The sequence below is a fragment of the Paenibacillus vulneris genome (assembly GCF_039543185.1).
Taxonomy (GTDB): domain Bacteria; phylum Bacillota; class Bacilli; order Paenibacillales; family NBRC-103111; genus Paenibacillus_S; species Paenibacillus_S vulneris.
The window spans coordinates 299,470-316,505 of record NZ_BAABJG010000055.1; the positions used below are offsets into that span (position 1 = coordinate 299,470).

Genomic DNA, 17,036 nt, shown 5'->3' on the forward strand with positions numbered 1-17,036 from the left:
TACATTCCGTTCGTATTATAATAACTCGATGTGAGGAAAAAAATGTAACTGATTGGGGACTAAGGGAAAAATGGATGATGTATTGCTGAAAAGTAATATGGAGAAGATGCAAAACCGGCTGTATCAATTGGTTGAAAAATCCGGCAGCTTGGTGGATCCCCGGGTGGTTGAATTAAGCCAGCAAATCGACCATTTGGTTGTCACCCTGCAGCAAAGAAGACTTAAATATCACCGGACAAGCCTCCTTAAAAATAAAGCCTCTTTTTAGAAGTCGCCCTTGATAAACATTACATGATGTGTTATATTGAAATCAAGCAAAATCAAGGTTTTTTGCTGACATGGCACTCTCATTGCAGCTGGAATCCCCTATCTTGATGCAGCATAACGATCATGTAAAGGAGCGATTTGATATGGCTTACCAAGCTCAAAACCAGCAGGACAAACAGACCATTTCCGTTGAGTTGACTTTAAATGAGGCATTGGCTTTAACAGGTGTACGTTTTCCTCAGAATCATCAATTGGAAGTGGACGCCATGAGTAAAATTAAACGTTCATTAGAGGATCAGATTTTGCTTGATCCCAAGAGGAAAACGGTTCAATAACTTAATCGCGCATAGGAATACAGATCTCCTCCCCCATTGGGCAGAGGGGATCTTTTTGTATATAATGAACTTATACAAAAAGCTTCACCAAAGGAGTTTGAGAAACCATGAAAACAACTATCGCAGCAACTATCGATCAACATGCGGATACATTTATTGAAATCTCGCGCTATATCGGAGAACATCCCGAGCTTGGGCATGAAGAATGGTTAGCCTCACGCCGGCTGATGGATGAGCTGAAGCGCCATGGATTTGAAATTCAAAATCCGGTGCTGGATTTGCCTACCGCTTTTATCGGTACGTTTTCCAGCGGAAAGCCCGGCCCTGTCGTTGCTTTTTTGTGCGAGTATGATGCTCTAGCGGATCTTGGGCATGCTTGCGGCCATCATATCATTGGAACGATGGGCATTGCGGCGGCGATCGGACTGCAATCGGTCATTCGTGAAACCGGCGGTACCATTCGTGTCTATGGCACACCGGCCGAAGAAACCAAAGGCGCCAAAGTCCCCATGTCGGCCGAAGGCTTGTTCGATGATGTCGATTTTGCCCTGATGGCTCACCCCTATCATACGTACGAGAAATCCGGAGAATCGTTGGCTATGGATGCCATTCAATTCGAATATTTCGGCAAAGCCGCACATGCCGCGGCAAGCCCCTATGAAGGTGTTAATGCCTTGGATGCCGTATTGCTGCTCTTCCAGTCGATCAATGCGCTCAGGCAGCAGCTCCAAAGCCACGTTCGGATTCACGGGATCATTCCGGAGGGCGGGAAAGCGGCCAATATCATTCCGGATTATGCCTCAGCGCAATTTTATGTGCGATCATCCAACCGGCCATATACTGACGAGGTCGTGCAGAAGGTCATGCGCTGCGCCGAAGGGGCCGCTCTCCAAACCGGTTGTACGCTCAAGACCTCCAATTACGAGTTCTCCTATGATGAGCTCATTACCAACCAGACTCTATCCGACCTGTTTACCAAAAATTTGATCGCTATGGGCGTCAAAGAGGAAGAAATCCAGTACGGCAAGGATCACGGCTCTGTCGATCTCGGAAATGTATCGAGACATTGTCCGACCATCCATCCATATATTAAGGTTATTGATGAAGTCCATCTTCTTCATACCAAAGAATTCCGTGATCTCGCGATGAAGGATCGCGCCTTCGAAGGAATGCTTCTCGGAGCCAAAGTGTTGGCGAACACCGCATATGATGCGATTGCCAATCCGGACATTTTGAAGGCCATCCGTGATGAATTCAAAAAAAGCTTGAATAGAGCCTAGGCAAGCAATCGCAGTAAAAAAGGATTGAAATGCCAATTGGCTTCTGCTATGCTTCTCTTAATGGTGATCTTAGGAAGGAGACAATAGGATGAATTCAATTCTGAAGTCTTGCAAGCAGCACGGACTGCTCTTTCCTATTCAGCTTATAACGGCAATGAAGAACTAAGGCCTTGTGCTTTGGTTCTTTTTTTTGCCCCAAGACTTGTTCTTTGTTCTTAAAAGCCACTTTTATGGAGGTGCAGCAGATGTCCAGGTACAATCGCATTCTGATCAAGCTAAGCGGCGGCGCCGTTGCCGGAGCCAATGATTTCGGCTTTGATCCCGACCGTCTGGAGCATATCGCCCGAGAAATCGAAAGTGTGGTAGCGATGGGAATCGAGGTTTCCATTGTTATCGGAGGCGGCAATATATTCCGGGGAAATATGGCCGAGTATTGGGGTATTGAACGTGTGGAAGCAGATAATATCGGCACATTGGCCACGGTGATTAACAGCTTGATGCTGAGGGGGGTACTGAAGCTAAAGACGGGCAAAGAGGTCCGGGTGATGTCTTCGTTCCCTGTAAATTCAGTTGCCGAGCCCTACATTCGGCTGCGCGCCATCCATCACCTTGAAAAAGGCTATATTGTGATTTTTGCCGGCGGCAACGGCCAGCCTTATGTAACAACGGACTATCCGTCGGTCCAGCGTGCCCTTGAGGTAAACTGTGACGCAATTCTTGTTGCGAAGCAAGGGGTTGATGGCGTATTGGACAGCGACCCTAGGTTGAACCCATCTGCCAGACCGTACGCTTCCTTGCCGTATGATGAGGTGCTGAACCAAAACCTGACGGTCATGGATCAATCCGCCTTTATTCTCGCTAGAGATTACAAGCTGCCGGTGTTCGTGTTTAACTTCGATAATGCCGGCTCCATGAAAGCAATTTGCGAAGGAGAGCCGGTCGGAACCGCAATCTATCACGGCGCCCCTATCGCATATAGAGAGTAGGCAGGGCTTAAGCTTACAGCACCTTGCCCAGGAACTCCTTCGTTCTTGCTTGCTGGGGATTCGCGAATACCTCCGCCGGATTCCCCTGCTCGATAATTTTGCCGCCGTCCATAAAGACGAGGCGGCTGCCCACTTCCCGGGCAAAGCCCATCTCATGGGTGACTACCACCATGGTCATACCGTCCTTGGCCAGCTGCTTCATGACATCGAGCACCTCCCCAACCATTTCCGGATCCAGTGCGCTCGTGGGCTCATCGAATAACAGCATATCCGGCGACATGGCCAGCGCACGTGCGATGGCGATTCTTTGCTTTTGTCCGCCGGAGAGCTGACCCGGGTACCGGTCCGCTTTATCCAGAAGCCCGATTTTGCGAAGCAGCTCATGAGCGATTTTATTCGCCTCTTCCGTACTCATGCCTTTCAGCTTGCGGGGAGCTAAAGTAATATTTTCCAGAACCGTCATATGCGGGAAGAGATTAAACTGCTGAAACACCATGCCCATTTTTTGACGCAGCTTGTTAATATCCGTCTTTCCATTCAGCAGCGAGATCCCTTCGAATACGACATCGCCTCCTGTCGGCTGTTCCAGCAGGTTCAAGCAGCGCAGGAACGTGCTTTTTCCGGAACCGCTCGGTCCAATAACAACGACGACTTCTCCCTTGGCGATATCGATGTCAATCCCGGTCAATACATGATGATTACCAAAAGATTTGCGTAAATCCGTTACTTTAATCAGAGGTCCTCATCCTCCTTTCGGCAATACCGAGAATCTTGGATAACGTGAAGGTGATGACAAAGTAAATAAGCGCGGCGATAATGAGCGGTTCGAACGGCCGGAAAGAATTACCGCGAACTGTATCCGCGTTGTACATCAGCTCGCTGATTCCGATGACGGACACGATGGACGATTCCTTGATAATGACAATGAACTCGTTGCCTAGAGCAGGCAGCACGTTGCGAATCGCCTGCGGCAAAATAATGAAGCGCATGGCCATGCTGTGAGGCATACCAAGCGATCTCGCCGCCTCCATCTGTCCTTTATCGATGGCTTGAATCCCTGCACGGAACGTCTCGGCCACATAAGCCGCACTGTTAACCGATAATGCAACGACCCCGGCCATAAATTCGGGGAACGCAGTCCCTAAGGCAGGAACCTCCGGGAATTGGATTCCGAGCTTCGGCAAGCCGTAGTAAAACAAAAACAGCTGCACGAGAAGCGGAGTTCCTCTAATAAACTCGATGTACGCAGTGGCGATCATCTTCAATGGAGCTATCCGGGATAGGCGCATCAGAGCCAGGATTACCCCGAGAATAACACCGATAATGACGGTAAACAAAGACAACAGCAAGGTTACCTTGGCGCCATTCAAGAAAAACATGTAGTACTTAGGCAAAAAAGAAAAATCCACCGGATCGGCTCCTTCTTCTAGTTGTAATAAACCAAACAAAAACCCGACGGATCTCCGCACAGGTTTTTGTTATCGTGCTTGGTCTTATTATTCCACCAAATCGTTCGCTTCCATTACAAATTTATCCACGGTTTTGTCCTTCATCAGCTTGTCCAGCGAAGCATTCATTGCATCCACCAGATCGGAGCTTCCTTTCTTCACTGCGATAGCAGAACCGCTGTCTTCCGTAGACAATTTGATATCCGAAATGATCAGATCTTGATTTTTGGACAAGTAAGCAGTTGCTACAGGCTGCTCAACTACTAAAGCTTCTGTCTTCTTGCTCTTCAAATCCAGCATCAGGTCGGAGATTTTGCCAAGAGCCTTCATCTCGGAGCCTGGCATTTGCTTGGTCACGATTTGTTCCTGCGTAGCACCTTTTTGTGCGCCGACTCTCTTGCCTTCCAAATCTTTGATAGATTTGTATTTATCCTTGTCCTCCGCACGAATAACCACCGTTTGCACCGCTGTATAGTAGATTTTGGTGAAATCTACGCTTTGCTGACGTTCCGGCGTCGGCGTCATTCCGGAGATGATGAAGTCAATATTGCCCGCTTCCAATGCTGGCAGCAAGCCTTCATACTTCAAATCTTTGATTTCAAGCGTGACACCCAGATCTTTGGCTAGAGTTTTGGCAATCTCAATATCAAAGCCTACGATCGTATCCTTGCCGTTGACTTCTTTATGAAACTCATAAGGAGGATAGTCGGCGCTAGTACCTACGACAATTTTGCCCGCTTTTTTAATTTGCTCCAGCTTGGTTGCCTTAGCCTCTTCCGGTTTACCTGCGCCAGCCGAGGAAGAATCTGCCGCCGGTTTTTGTCCGCATGCCGATAGAAGCAGAACCAGGCTTAAAAGCATAAGAATGATAGCTTTCGATTTAAACATTGGTCAATTCTCCTTTCTAAATAACTTCCACATTATATCCCACATGCCCCGCTTTGACAATAACGTAATCTTTACGACAGAGGGCTAGAAAATCTATGATTCGCTCTAGCATTACTCCCCCATAGTTTAGTATAATAAAAAGGTTTTGAAGCAGCTACCATCGGAGGAATAGCAATGATTACCAATAAAAGAAGCCCTTTCCCATTGTGGATAGTTTTTACCGCGGGGATCATAGCCATCTCGTTCTCATCTATCTTCGTCAAGCTGTCATCAGCACCGGTCTCGGTATCCGGGATGTACAGACTCTTCATTACAAACCTGCTGATGCTGCCTATGATGTGGAAATATATACCAAAAATTAAGAAGCTATCCAGAAAGGATTGGCTCTTGCTTATCGGCTCCGGTGCAGCTCTCGGCCTTCACTTCCTGCTATGGATGGCTTCCTTGAAATACACGTCGGTAGCAAGCTCCACCGTGCTTCTTACTTTGGAGCCGATCTTTGTTCTGGCCGGAGCCTTCATCGTTTATCGGGAACGGACAACCACAGCGGCAGTGGCCGGAATCTGCCTTGCGGTCCTAGCCGCTATGATGATTGGGTTTAAAGACTTTACCGTTTCGGGGGGCGCATTGCTAGGGGATCTGCTCTCACTTCTGGGGACTGCTGCCGTTGCGGTACATATGCTTCTGGGTCAAAAACTGAGCAAGCATATCCCCTCTCTGCTGTACAGCTTTGTCGTATTCTTAGTGGCCGGGATATGCTTTGCCATCTACAACGGCTTTAACGGATATTCGTTCATTGATTACTCGATTAACGAATATGTCTTATTTCTGCTGTTAGCTATTGTGCCTACAGTATTTGGCCATGTTCTGTTCAATTGGGCACTCAAGTATGTTAACGCAGCCTCCGTGTCCAGCGCCGTCTTGGGGGAGCCGATAGGAGCCACCCTTTTAGCCTGGATGATCCTGGGGGAATCCATCAATGCGATTCAGGTTGCTGCAGGTCTTTTGCTTATATTCGGCGTATGGATATTCATTAGAAACAATCATGTCCGGTATGAGCCACAAAAAGCTCAGTAGCAGATTCATGATAGGGTAGAGAAAAATGAAAAACGGCGCTCCGCGTACGGAGGCCGTTTTGGTGTATTACAGCATATTAAAATAGCGGAGTCTTCGCCCACCAGATTTCATAGTGAATGCTTTGATCTACCTTGCTAGGGTTAAACGGCTTCGCCTTGATATCCAGCACCCCGCCCGGAGCAAGATTAATTTCCCAAGATTCGCGGCCAGTTGCAGAAAATACACGATTAGCGACAGAACCTAGCCCTGTGACTCCAATGGAGCTTATGAAATAATCGTAGCTTCTATCATCAATAGTATCGAAATTAATATAAAAATGCTCAAATGCAGAGGAAGTATTCGTGTGTTTATAATAATCGGCATCGGAATAAGAAGTAAAATACCCTCTGAAATTATCGCTGTAGCCATAAAATATCATAGGATCATTGTACGTTGTGCCTTTTCTATACGTATTGGCATAGGCAGATGAGGCGATAGCGAAGACCATAATGAGTACAAATGCAGAGAGCAGCAATGACTTCATTTTTTTCATAAATTCTACCTCCCAAAATTGGATATAAATAGCGGCCACTATTCACAGGATAATTTTACCATATATTTATATATTTTGGAATAGTATATATATTACTCCATTTTAATAGCACGTTTCTTCACTCCAATGAAGGAGAGTGGATTGTTTTTCAGATCATTAATTCTGATTCAGAAACACCGGGACGGGGAGATGGATAAAATCATACAGCTGCTTGGTCACGCCGCCTTTGCCAAAACGAAGGATGCTGCCGTTAGTGCGCTCCGCTCCGTTCTTTTCCTTAACCAGGTTCAAAAAGGATACGGTAGCGCTCCGCCGCTGAAGCACATTCTTATATCCGAAATTGTATAACCATTGGTCTATCGTATTATAGATCCCACGATTCAAACCGAACGTTTGAAAGCAATACGTGACAAACTGGATATCCGGCAAATGCAATACTTCCGATTCACTCAATTCGGACCATGTTTCCACATTGGCTATCATCGAACTTCACTCCCCCAGATTTAAGGTAATAGAGTCATCCTGCTATAGAAACCAAAAAGACCGCCCGATTATCCGCAATTCCTCAAGGGAATTCGCGAATTTTCGAACAGTCTCCGGTATACCGGTCGACAGCTATATAGTTCAGCCTTTGCGGCGGTTTCCTTGTTGTCTGGCATCTACAGCATGCTGATCCCGTAAAGCGGCTTCAGACTCGAATCTTTTACGTTCGGTCCTCTCAATTTGTACGATTCTGCCGTCATGCACCACAATCTGCACCGTGCCGTACTCCAATCCATTAACAGAGTTCACAATTCTGCTGCTCCACAGTTCATCTACTTGTAACGGTTTTGCCATTTGCCATCCCTCCATTAATATTATTCCTATGTTTTTTGTCGGAATATAGACTAAAAAAAATAATGTCAGATTGTCCAGTCGTACCAGTCGTTTCTTCGCTTCTCTAAGGATAACAGCCAGTTTTTCGTAGCCGAAATCAATTGAATATAGGCTTGACCGGAGGAATACGTATGATCCGCTTGGAAAATAACCTCTTTGTCGCATTGTCCCTGCGATCTTAACCAGAACAGCTTTTGATACAGGAAGCAGTAATCAACGGGAATCACATCATCATTCGTTCCATGCACGACGAACACATCTCCGGTAAACTTTCGGGTTTGCTCCAAAGGCTGATGACCTGCTAGCGATTCGAAATAGGCAGGCTTGAAGGAATAGCCCAAGTAATCGGAGGAACCCAATTGAACGGCTTCCTCATATGTTTTTTTGCCAATAATCTTTATGATATCGTTAAAAGGATGAGCCACGGCGGACCAAAGCACCAGCGACTTAATTCTTTTATCTCTAGCAGCGGTAAGTACAGCTACTGCACCCCCCAGGCTGTGGCCGAGAAGAATGACACGGGCAGGATCTACGCAATCGATCTTCAAGGCATAATCAATGACAGAACGGGTTTGGTCGATCATCGCATCCAGCCCGCCGGACCCGTAATCCCCGGAGCTCTCTCCGCATCCTGCAAAATCAAACCGCAGCACCATGTAGCCTTGTTCGCTAAACTCCCTTGCCGCTTTGACAAACAGCCGGTCGACGCCGATCCGGTTGCCGATAAATCCGTGGGCGATAATAATAATTGGATTTTTGGACCCGGTCGACGCAGGATAATGAAGAGTTGCCGCCAGCTCCGCATATTCGCTTTGTATTGTGATGTGATGTTCCATTGACAACTCTTCCTTTCGATTAAATGTGTACCGGCAGCGGATCGATTTTCAAACCGTTCTCCACCGTTAGATTTTCCCTATCATTGAACAAATAAACCCGATGAATAAGAACCTGTACCGGATCACCCGGTTTTAACGTCTCAAGCTCCAAGGATCTGTATGCGAATAAGATCTGGTCATGCACCTCTACCTCCACCTGCCAGTTGGTGCCGCGGAAATAAATGTTTTTGACCGTGCCCATCTCTGAAGCGGAAGGAAACGAGATTTCGCTGGGGAACCCGATTTCGACAAATTCAGGCCGGATAATGGCTTTGGCGTCCTGCAGCTCGGCTTTCTCAAAGCCTTTGAACGTATTGATGCGTTCCAGACTGTTCGATTCCCCGATAAATCCTGCGACGAACGGTGTTTCCGGATTTTGATAAATATCGATCGGCGTCCCCTTTTGCTCCAAGGCTCCTTGATTGATGATCATGATCTGATCGGCTACCTCGACCGCCTCCTCCTGATCGTGGGTGACGAAGATGGTCGTAATTCCGACCCGATTGATCATATCCTTAAGCCAAGTGCGCAGCTCCTTGCGGACCTTCGCATCAATGGCGGCAAAAGGCTCATCGAGCAGCAGCAGCTGAGGCTCAGGGGCAATGGCCCGGGCAAAAGCAACCCGCTGCCGTTGTCCCCCCGATAGCTGGTGAGGCAGCCTCTTTTCCAGACCCTTCAGTCCAGTAAGCTCCACCAGCTCACTGACCCGGGCTTTGATCTCCGACTTCGGCCGCTTCTGAACCGACAAGCCGAAGGCGATATTTTCAAATACACTCATATGGCGAAACAGCGCGTAATTCTGAAATACGAATCCGATGCCCCGCTCCTGGGGAGGAAGATGATTCACCTTTTGTCCGTGAAACAAAATCTCCCCGGAGTCCGGCTCCTCCAGGCCTGCCAGCATACGCAGGATGGTCGTTTTACCGCCGCCGCTCGGTCCGAGCAGGCCGATCAGCTTTCCTTTTTCAATCTCAAAACTGACGTCTTTGGTGGCTTGAAAGCGGCCAAAGCTTTTCATCAAGTGTTTGGCTACGATATGCATGCTCTCTTACTCCCCTTCCTGCTGCTTCAAACCGTTAAACTTCCATTCAATGACCGACTTTACCACAAGCGTGATAATTGCAAGCAGCACCAGCAAGGATGCCATGGCAAAAGCGCCTGCGAAGTTGTACTCGTTGTACAAGATTTGAATATGGAGCGGAACCGTGTTCGTTGAACCGCGGATGTGTCCCGAGACGACGGAAACAGCGCCGAACTCTCCCATCGCTCTTGCGTTACACAAGATGATCCCGTACAAGAGCCCCCATTTAATGTTGGGCAGCGTTATCTTCCAGAAGATGCGCCAGCCTTTGGCGCCTAACGTTACGGCGGCTTCCTCTTCTTGAACGCCCTGCGCCTGCATCAGAGGGATTAGCTCGCGCGCTACAAAGGGGAATGTAACGAATACCGTTGCGAGCACAATGCCCGGCAGCGCGAATATGATTTTGATATCATGCTCTCCCAGCCAGGGTCCGAACCACCCTCTGGCTCCGAATAATAACACATAGATCAAACCGGAGATGACGGGCGATACGGCGAAAGGAAGATCTATTAGAGTAATGAGTATATTTTTGCCTTTAAATTTGAACTTGGTAATCGCCCATGCTGCCGCGACGCCGAACACTAGATTGAGCGGAACGGCAATGGCTGCCGTCATTAGAGTCAGTCTTATGGCTGCTGCGGCATCCGGATCGGAAAATGCCTTGAAATACACTTCGCTGCCCTTTCGGAATGCCTCGACAAACACTGAAATGAGCGGAAGCACAAGCAGAAAGCCCAGGAATGCTATTGCAATGGCGATTAAAATCCATTTCACGACCGCCGGTTCGGTAATGTGCTTGGGCCTATCCTTAACTCCCGAACCTATTTTTACGGTTGCCACGTATCCGGCCATGGGGGTCCCTCCTTAGAGTTTTGCTGTGCAAAACTTACTTCGTAAGCGTTGCTGAGTTTTGCTGTGCAAAACTTACATCGTAAGAGTTGCTTGAGTTTTGCTGTGCAAAACTTACTTCGTAAGCGTTAATTCGATACATTCAAGCGGTTCGCCCGCCATTGGATGAAGTTGATGACCAGCAGCATCAGGAATGAAATGACCAGCATGACAAGCGCGATAGCGGTTGCTCCTGCATAATCGTACTGCTCCAGTTTGGTCATGATAAGCAGTGGGGCAATTTCGGTCTTCATCGGCATGTTCCCCGAGATGAAAACGACGGAGCCGTACTCTCCCACCGCTCTGGCGAAAGCTAGCGTAAATCCGGTCAACAAGGCCGGCAGCAGCTCGGGAAAAATAATTTTCCTGAACGTTCTCCATCTGCGGGCACCAAGACTAACCGCTGCCTCCTCAATATCCTTCTCCAGCTCCTCGATAACCGGCTGCAGCGTGCGTACAACAAAGGGGATGCCGATAAACGTAAGGGCAAGCGCGATGCCGATAGGGGTAAAGGCAACCTTGATGCCAAGGGGCTCGAGAATACTGCCGATCCAGCCATTTTGCGAATAAATCGTGGTCAAGGCAATCCCCGCTACGGCTGTAGGCAGAGCGAAAGGAAGATCAACCAGCGCGTCTATGAACCGTTTACCCGGAAAGGAATATCGTACAAGGACCCAGGCAACGATAAATCCGAATACAGTGTTAACCAATGCAGCCCCGATTGCCGTCCCGAAGCTGATTTTGTAGGATGCGAGGACACGCGGATCCGTGACCACGTGCCAAAACTGCACCCATGACAACCCTGACGTTTTTATGAAGATGGCAGATAACGGAAAGAGGACGATTAAACTGAGATATAACACCGTGAAGCCCATCGACAATCCAAAACCAGGTAATATACTGCGCTCTTTCCAACCTTTTGCCATGGATTTCTCTCCTCTGACTTTCATTCTCTTTCATTCCTACTCTATCTTTTAAAGTTATGGTTTATAGATTTGGTCAAACACGCCGCCATCGTTAAAATGCGTCTTCTGCGTCTTCGTCCATCCGCCGAACGGTTCATCGTCTATGGTGAACAGGTTGACTTTACTGAATTGGGATTCATATTTCTTGGCTACCGATTCCAGACGAGGACGGTAGTAATTTTTCGCCGCAATATTTTGGCCTTCCTCAGTGTACAAGTATTCCAGGTATGCTTGCGCTACTTCACGGGTTCCTTTTTTATCGGCGACTTTATCGACAACTGCAACCGGTGGCTCAGCCAGCACGCTGATAGAAGGCGTTACGATCTCGTATTTATCTTTGCCAAACTCGTTAATAGACAAGTAGGCTTCATTCTCCCAGGCAATCAAGACATCACCAATGCCGCGCTGTACGAAGGTCGTTGTAGAATCACGGGCTCCGGAATCCAGCACCGGCACGTTTTTGAACAGCTGCTGCACGAAATCCTTCGCTTTGGCCTCATTCTTTCCATACTTCTGATACGCATAGCCCCAAGCGGCTACGTAATTCCAGCGGGCGCCGCCCGATGTCTTCGGATTCGGGGTAATTACCTGAACACCCGGTTTGATCAAATCGTCCCAGTCCTTGATCCCTTTGGGATTCCCTTTTTTAACCAGGAAAACTATCGTTGAAGTGTAAGGAGAGCTGTTGTTGGCCAGCTTCTTCTGCCAATCCTTCTGGATCAAGCCCGCCTCCTGGATCGCATCAATATCGTAAGCAAGTGCCAATGTTACGACATCCGCCTCCAGCCCGTCGATCACCGACCGCCCTTGTTTGCCGGAGCCGCCGTGGGATTGCTTGAAGGTAACGGTTTGGCCGGTTTTATTTTTCCAATAGGTTGCAAATGCTTTGTTATAATCCTGGTACAGTTCGCGTGTAGGGTCATAGGATACGTTGAGAAGCTCTACGGGCTTTGCCGCTGCCGCCTTATTGTCCGGCGAGCCTGTCGGAGCCGTTCCCGCCGCAGGAGCCCCTGCTCCTCCGCCGCATGCGGTAAGACCCAGCAAGGATAAACTGACTAAACTGACAACGGACCACTTTTTCCAATTCAACAGGTGTACATTCGACATCTTTATTTTCTCCCCTCATTTATATAGGACCAAGTCGAACCATATGTAATCTGTTGTTCAATAAGAAGCTTTCGTCTCCTTATCTCGGCTTGAAATCTCCGGTGGTCCGGTTGATTAACTTTTATTCCGATCTGATTACTATGATTTATAGTCAGTATATTAGCACCGCTGGTGAAATGTGTCAATCGTTTTTTAGCATTTTATCAAAAGCAAAATAACCCCTAAAGCAGCTCTTGGCGTCATAGCCGATTCAAATGCTTGCGGGGACTCTATATAGCAAAAAAACCTTCGGATCACCCAGGATCCAAAGGCTCTTCGGTTATACGTTATTGGTTCGTTGCTTTAGCCGCACAGTCATCACAATAGCCAAAAATTTCAAATCGGTGGTTCATAATTTGAAAGCCTCCCGGCAAATTGGGAACATGCTTCATCGGACAAAATTCGAAGGTAACGGTTTTCTCACATTGCAGACAGATCATATGGTGATGATGATGCGATTGGCAGCGCGCACGAAATTTTACGCCTTCATTCAAATAAAACTGCTCCAGCACGCCCATTTCACTTAACAAACGAAGGTTCCGATATACCGTGTCAAAGCTGACGCCAGGATACTTTTGCCTCATGGACTCATAGACATCCTTTGGGGACAAATACCCTTCGGCCTCCGCAAATAAAGCAGCCAAGCTCTTGCGTTGATCCGTAATTCGCCATCCTTTATTGGCCATCGCCCGGACCATTTCCTGAATGGTTTCTTGCGTATGTTGTTCATGCTCATGATTTGACATAGTTATCCCTCAATTTATGCATACTTAGGTTAATAATGCCCGATTTTGCCATCGGAGTCAATCCTCTCGCTCCAGCGCCGCCAGTTCCGCCGCGAGTCTTTCCTTCGAAAAATGCTCCCCGATAAATACGGCTACATTAGGCAAATCTTCCTTGGGAGTTATTTTTACAAAATCCATTTCACGGTAAGCGTATTGGAATAAAAACAAGCTGGCCGTATCTGAAAAACGAAGAATGCCTTTGGCGCGATATACCTCTTGCGGCAGTCTGCCGACCAGCGCCTCAAATTCCTCACTATCAATAGGTTTGCTAAAATAATGGGTGTACACCATGACATGATCATGGGAGTGATGCATCTCGTGTCCATGTTCGGCATGGTGATCGTGATGATGAGACGGGTCTGTGCACACGCCATCTTCCATATGACAATGAGCATGATCCGCTTCACTATGCGCGTGCTCCGATGCCGTAACCGTCCCTTCAGCTTCTGTTAACCGATCAAACAAGCTCATATCGACTTGACAGCGAACCGTCGCCGTCATGGGAGCAACCGGATTCAGCTCGCGAATCCCCTTTTCAATAGCTGCAATTGCATCGGTCGGAACCAAATCGATCTTGTTTAAAATCAGCTGCGTCGCGCAGCGAATTTGATCCTGCATAAGACGGAAGGTTTTGCTCTTCCCTCCTTCATGCTGCTTTTGAAATTGAGCGGCGTCGATGACCGTAATAACGGATTTTAATTCAAGCTCCGTTAACAGCGAAGCATCGGTCACACCATCCAATATTTCAATCGGGTTCGCGGCACCCGTACATTCAACGAATATCACATCGGGGTCATTATCCCGGATCAAGTCCCTCAGCTCAAGCCCCAGATCCCCACGGATCGTGCAGCATATACAACCGCTCAGCATCTCGGTCATCGGAACATCGTCTTCCACCAGCATGCCGTCCAAATTGACATCGCCCAGCTCATTCATGAGCACTGCGGGCTTTTTGCCGCTTTGCTTATAATATTCAATGGCCTGCGATAGTAGCGTCGTCTTACCGCTCCCCAGAAATCCGGATAAAATGTGTACGGGTACGGCCTTTGTCATGATCGCTTTCTCTCCTCGCCTATCTGCAAATAAAATCATCGTATAAGAAAATTGTAGCTCTTACCGATAGTAATGTCAATTATGAGTAATTATTACTATTAACAAATCACCATTACCATCCTTTGTACGAACCCTTTTGATACTTAAGCCAAGACTGGACATCAGAGATCAAATATAAAGTTCCTGAGATGACAGCCAGCTCTCTTTTCTCCGATTCATGCAACAGCTTCCATTTCCCCTCATAATAACAAACGTTTTTATGCATCGTCTATCTAGTAATAGCCATAAAATGTATTCATCTATTATAAACCAAACGGACTAAGGGTTTTGAAACTGCCCTATCAGCCGACTAATTTGGTATTCTTAAACATATGCAGCTGTAAGAGCTTATATCGTTTGTCAAAGACCGTCAGCTTCGCAGGAAAGGTGGTTACATAATGAAAAACATGCTGGGTCCTTCCATCCAGGTTGATCCGACCTTCCCCTATTACCGGGATCGGTCGCCGCAAAGCGTTGCCGATGAGCTATGGATCGCAGGCTACAGGGTTGTCCGTTATTTCGTGACCGACGAGACCCAAGTGAATGATCAGCTGCTCAAGAAGCTGCGCGACCGAGGCTTTGCCGTATGGGCAACGGTTCTGGGGAACGGAACCTATACGACGGCGCATTTGCCCGACGATTGGCCGGAATGGCAGATGACCTTATTAAAGCCGGTCAACGACGGGTATTACCGTCTCTCTCCCTTCAGCTACCGCTATGTGGCCTGGAAAAAACAAGCGCTGGCCCGGCTGGTCCGTACCTATCCCTTTGACGGCTTGGAGATAGCGGAGCCTTATTTTCCCGAATGGAACGGGTTGTCCAGCAGCGTATACGGCGATGTCGGCCCTTATGCGCGCGCCGCTTTCAAGCAGCAGTACGGCTCGGATATTCCGGATTTTAAATACGCCTCCTCACCCCTTTACTATAAAAAAAATCCGATTCTGTACCGCCAATGGGTCGAGTTCCGAGTCCATGCGGTGAACCACTTTTTATTCGAGCTCATCAACGGAACGCATGGAGTTAGAGAGGCGAGACCCGATATCCGGATCGCCACCTGGTCACTCGGGATCGATGCGGGGCCAGATTCAGTGCAAAAGCTCAGGGAATATCAAGGGATCGATGCTAACTCGATGATTGCTTACGTAAGGCCTGATGTCCACTTCATTCAGACGCATTGGCCTGATTGGATGCGATGGATGCTGCCGGCGGACTACATTCAACGTTATGAGCCCTTCACCTCCCGAATACGAGCCCAATTTCCGAGTTTACCACTAGGTATTCAAACCGACATCGGTTCGTTGAAAAATATGAGGCGCAGCCGGGAATGGCTGTGGAAGTTTGCCGAAACGGCTGCCAAGCTCGGCTACGCTTCATGGACCGCCTATGAATACCATTTGGGCAAGTACATGTACGATGAGCCACCTAAGGCCGTCAGCGCCGGGAGGATCGGGCAGGAACAGGTTCTGGTCCGCTTTACCAAACGAATCGACGAGAAGTCTGCAGCGTCAGCCGGTCCCTATGTAGTTTATGTCCACGGCCAGCCTGCGAACGATATTCAGGTATCTGTGAAGGAGGTCGACGGCAATCATTTATGGCTGCACAGCTCCAATTTCCCGAAAGGCTTGTTTCAGCTGTCCATCCCTGCTATTCAGGATACGCCCCAGCTGTGGCTGTTCCCGGCCAAAAAAGGAAACCTTTCTCACGTTCCTTGTTTTGTTACGGTGGGAGGAGCGGCTCAGGAAAATGATTGATATTTTCATTCCGGCAGCTTAAAATTTAGCAGTCCTGGGAACGATAGGATAGGCTGAATGCAGCCTATTTTTGAGAAGCAACGGGAGTGGTAACCGGAATGGAAGCAACGTCATGGAAAGAAGAAAAGGCAAACGCCATCAGCCACGGATTGGCCGCTGTTTTGAGTTCGGCGGCGTTTGTCTTGCTGCTGGTGCAATCGCTAAAAAGCGGGAGCATGGTTCATTTACTTGGAAGCGCGGTGTTCGGGGCATCGCTTGTCATATTGTACGTTTGCTCCACTCTGCTGCACAGCGCCACTCAGGAGCAAGCAATCGCAAAATATGAAACGCTCGATCATGCCGCAATCTATTTGCTTATTGCAGGGACCTACACACCCTTCCTTCTTGTATTGCGCCATGGTCCTTTGGGACTGTGCATGCTTATCCTCATATGGGGCTTGACCTGTCTCGGGATCACCTTGAAGCTGGTGTATCCGGGCCGTTATATGACCTTCTCCATAGGCCAGTACCTGGTCATGGCTTGGCTCATTGTGTTCATCTTACGCCCTCTTCAGCAGGTACTGTCTCAAGAAGGAATGCTATGGCTTATCGGGGGGATTCTGCTGTACAGCATAGGCAGCATCTTTTATTTTTGGCGGGGGATCCGGTACCATCACGCCATCTGGCATATCTTCGTATCCACCGGAAGCCTATGTCACTTCGTAGCCGTTTATGCTTATGTACTGCCTTTGCTGGCAGACTAGTGCTAATAAAAAAAACGGCCC

20 protein-coding genes are annotated in these 17,036 nt (G+C 48.1%); 7 read left to right on the forward strand and 13 right to left on the reverse strand.

The window, feature by feature from the left end:
• Positions 1–70 precede the first annotated feature (70 nt).
• The 4 genes from ABEA66_RS33990 to pyrH all read left to right on the forward strand — a co-directional run bounded on the left by ABEA66_RS33990 (position 71) and on the right by pyrH (position 2,868).
• Positions 71–268: an aspartyl-phosphate phosphatase Spo0E family protein gene (locus ABEA66_RS33990; RefSeq protein ID WP_079909205.1), complete on the forward strand. Its 198-nt coding sequence runs from the start codon at positions 71–73 to the stop codon at positions 266–268.
• 142 nt (positions 269–410) lie between these two features.
• Positions 411–602, forward strand: coding sequence for a hypothetical protein (locus ABEA66_RS33995; protein ID WP_079909204.1), 192 nt, complete (start codon positions 411–413; stop codon positions 600–602).
• A gap of 107 nt (positions 603–709) precedes the next feature.
• Positions 710–1,882 (forward strand): M20 family metallopeptidase, encoded by a 1,173-nt coding sequence (locus tag ABEA66_RS34000; protein ID WP_192701603.1) that lies wholly within the window; start codon positions 710–712, stop codon positions 1,880–1,882.
• 245 nt (positions 1,883–2,127) lie between these two features.
• The gene (gene pyrH / locus ABEA66_RS34005) at positions 2,128–2,868 is read left to right on the forward strand and encodes a UMP kinase (RefSeq protein ID WP_079909202.1); all 741 of its coding nucleotides are present in this window, start codon (positions 2,128–2,130) and stop codon (positions 2,866–2,868) included.
• Between the two features lie 13 nt (positions 2,869–2,881).
• Here pyrH and ABEA66_RS34010 read toward each other — a convergent pair whose 3' ends face one another.
• The 3 genes from ABEA66_RS34010 to ABEA66_RS34020 all read right to left on the reverse strand — a co-directional run bounded on the left by ABEA66_RS34010 (position 2,882) and on the right by ABEA66_RS34020 (position 5,204).
• Positions 2,882–3,604 (reverse strand): amino acid ABC transporter ATP-binding protein, encoded by a 723-nt coding sequence (locus ABEA66_RS34010; RefSeq protein WP_079909201.1) that lies wholly within the window; start codon positions 3,602–3,604, stop codon positions 2,882–2,884.
• Positions 3,597–4,277, reverse strand: coding sequence for an amino acid ABC transporter permease (locus ABEA66_RS34015; protein ID WP_079909200.1), 681 nt, complete (start codon positions 4,275–4,277; stop codon positions 3,597–3,599). The genes ABEA66_RS34010 and ABEA66_RS34015 overlap by 8 nt, the downstream gene beginning before the upstream one ends.
• An 87-nt stretch (positions 4,278–4,364) precedes the next feature.
• On the reverse strand, positions 4,365–5,204 hold the full coding sequence (locus ABEA66_RS34020; protein ID WP_345594655.1) for a transporter substrate-binding domain-containing protein: 840 nt from the start codon (positions 5,202–5,204) through the stop codon (positions 4,365–4,367).
• A 174-nt stretch (positions 5,205–5,378) separates the two neighbouring features.
• Between ABEA66_RS34020 and ABEA66_RS34025 the strand changes: the two genes are divergently transcribed.
• Positions 5,379–6,281: a DMT family transporter gene (locus ABEA66_RS34025; protein ID WP_345594657.1), complete on the forward strand. Its 903-nt coding sequence runs from the start codon at positions 5,379–5,381 to the stop codon at positions 6,279–6,281.
• 76 nt (positions 6,282–6,357) lie between these two features.
• On the opposite strand, the gene ABEA66_RS34030 is transcribed toward ABEA66_RS34025, so the two are convergent.
• The 10 genes from ABEA66_RS34030 to ABEA66_RS34075 all read right to left on the reverse strand — a co-directional run bounded on the left by ABEA66_RS34030 (position 6,358) and on the right by ABEA66_RS34075 (position 14,482).
• Entirely contained in the window at positions 6,358–6,813 is a 456-nt protein-coding gene (locus ABEA66_RS34030; RefSeq protein ID WP_079909197.1) for a hypothetical protein, read from the reverse strand.
• Between the two features lie 156 nt (positions 6,814–6,969).
• Positions 6,970–7,296 carry an RNA-binding protein gene (locus ABEA66_RS34035; RefSeq protein WP_345594660.1) on the reverse strand — a complete coding sequence of 109 codons (327 nt, stop codon included), beginning with the start codon at positions 7,294–7,296 and terminating at the stop codon, positions 6,970–6,972.
• Positions 7,297–7,437: 141 nt separating this feature from the next.
• Positions 7,438–7,650, reverse strand: coding sequence for a YezD family protein (locus ABEA66_RS34040; RefSeq protein ID WP_079909195.1), 213 nt, complete (start codon positions 7,648–7,650; stop codon positions 7,438–7,440).
• A gap of 65 nt (positions 7,651–7,715) precedes the next feature.
• The gene (locus tag ABEA66_RS34045) at positions 7,716–8,525 is read right to left on the reverse strand and encodes an alpha/beta hydrolase (protein WP_079909194.1); all 810 of its coding nucleotides are present in this window, start codon (positions 8,523–8,525) and stop codon (positions 7,716–7,718) included.
• Positions 8,526–8,544: 19 nt separating this feature from the next.
• Complete coding sequence (locus ABEA66_RS34050) at positions 8,545–9,606, reverse strand: sulfate/molybdate ABC transporter ATP-binding protein (RefSeq protein WP_345594664.1); 1,062 nt, start codon at positions 9,604–9,606, stop codon at positions 8,545–8,547.
• Between the two features lie 6 nt (positions 9,607–9,612).
• Positions 9,613–10,497, reverse strand: a complete 885-nt coding sequence (gene cysW, locus ABEA66_RS34055) for a sulfate ABC transporter permease subunit CysW (protein ID WP_192701598.1) — start codon at positions 10,495–10,497, stop codon at positions 9,613–9,615.
• Between the two features lie 125 nt (positions 10,498–10,622).
• Positions 10,623–11,459, reverse strand: coding sequence for a sulfate ABC transporter permease subunit CysT (cysT, locus tag ABEA66_RS34060; protein WP_079909191.1), 837 nt, complete (start codon positions 11,457–11,459; stop codon positions 10,623–10,625).
• Positions 11,460–11,513: 54 nt separating this feature from the next.
• Positions 11,514–12,605 carry a sulfate ABC transporter substrate-binding protein gene (locus ABEA66_RS34065; RefSeq protein ID WP_345594668.1) on the reverse strand — a complete coding sequence of 364 codons (1,092 nt, stop codon included), beginning with the start codon at positions 12,603–12,605 and terminating at the stop codon, positions 11,514–11,516.
• Between the two features lie 326 nt (positions 12,606–12,931).
• On the reverse strand, positions 12,932–13,390 hold the full coding sequence (locus ABEA66_RS34070; protein ID WP_079909189.1) for a Fur family transcriptional regulator: 459 nt from the start codon (positions 13,388–13,390) through the stop codon (positions 12,932–12,934).
• Positions 13,391–13,447: 57 nt separating this feature from the next.
• Positions 13,448–14,482: a CobW family GTP-binding protein gene (locus ABEA66_RS34075; RefSeq protein WP_079909188.1), complete on the reverse strand. Its 1,035-nt coding sequence runs from the start codon at positions 14,480–14,482 to the stop codon at positions 13,448–13,450.
• Between the two features lie 437 nt (positions 14,483–14,919).
• Between ABEA66_RS34075 and ABEA66_RS34080 the strand changes: the two genes are divergently transcribed.
• Entirely contained in the window at positions 14,920–16,272 is a 1,353-nt protein-coding gene (locus ABEA66_RS34080; protein ID WP_345594671.1) for an N-acyl-D-glucosamine 2-epimerase, read from the forward strand.
• Between the two features lie 98 nt (positions 16,273–16,370).
• On the forward strand, positions 16,371–17,015 hold the full coding sequence (gene trhA, locus ABEA66_RS34085) for a PAQR family membrane homeostasis protein TrhA (RefSeq protein WP_345594673.1): 645 nt from the start codon (positions 16,371–16,373) through the stop codon (positions 17,013–17,015).
• The last annotated feature ends 21 nt before the right edge of the window (positions 17,016–17,036 follow it).